We start from the raw sequence: 816 nt of genomic DNA on the forward strand, positions 1-816 counted from the left end.
GGTTTAGCTTAGATAGCAATCAGGGGCTTATGATGTTTTGCTATAAAGGCGATCAGATTAGTGAAGAAAAGGCTTTTAAACTAAGAAAGCAACGTGGCTTTGGAGAAAATACTAAAGGCAAACAAAACAAAAAGGGTAAAAGGCAATATGATGAAGACGATGAATAAAATTCTAACACTGATGATCTTGGCAACCTCTGCTTTACACGCAGAACAAATTGCAGAGAAACAAATCACTACTGAGTATGTCCTCCCAGCAGGCGAGTTTAAAAAAGTAAAAAATTTTGAAGATCTAAAGAAATATAAGGGATCTAAAAGCGTTGTTTATAATCAAACCGTAACTTCAGATGACGTAATCAAGGGTAAAAATATAGTTTTGGTGGGCAACAATATTGGGATTGATCCAGAAAAAACACACAATGAAATTTTGGAGCTTTTGCTTGAAAATTCAAAGAAGATAAAAAACATAGATAGCAATAAAATTAACTTCTTGATAAATACATTAAAAATTCAAGAGATACAAGAGAGTGCAAAATGAAAAGCCTTAAAATACTAATCGCCATTGCTGTTGCTACACAACTTTATGCTGTCGATAGCGATAAGATGTTCAATACGCAACAACAACAGCAACAACAACAATATGATCAAAACGGAAATCCGATCCAGGCAATCAATCCTGCAATCCCAGTAGAAACAATTCAGGATAACCTTCGTTATGCAAATCCTCAAATACTAAAAGATAGATTTGAGCTAAATATAAACGATAACTTTGCCAAAGGTGTTGTCGATAAAAAAGATAGATATTCTAAAATTTTAA

General features: G+C 33.2%; 2 protein-coding genes. Both read left to right on the plus strand.

Annotated features, from left to right (window positions below; translation table 11 throughout):
- Positions 1–150: 150 nt before the first annotated feature.
- Positions 151–537, plus strand: coding sequence for a hypothetical protein (locus CYP28_RS01770; protein WP_103592878.1), 387 nt, complete (start codon positions 151–153; stop codon positions 535–537).
- Positions 534–816 (plus strand): hypothetical protein (locus tag CYP28_RS01775; RefSeq protein WP_141090887.1); only part of this gene is annotated, 283 nt, incomplete at its 3' end. The genes CYP28_RS01770 and CYP28_RS01775, both read left to right, overlap by 4 nt.

The organism is Campylobacter concisus (genome assembly GCF_002914195.1).
Classification (GTDB): domain Bacteria; phylum Campylobacterota; class Campylobacteria; order Campylobacterales; family Campylobacteraceae; genus Campylobacter_A; species Campylobacter_A concisus_M.

Coding starts and splice junctions, on each gene's coding strand:
- CYP28_RS01770 (WP_103592878.1), top strand. CDS start 151: ATGAAGACGATGAATAAAATTCTAACACTGATGATCTTGGCAACCTCT.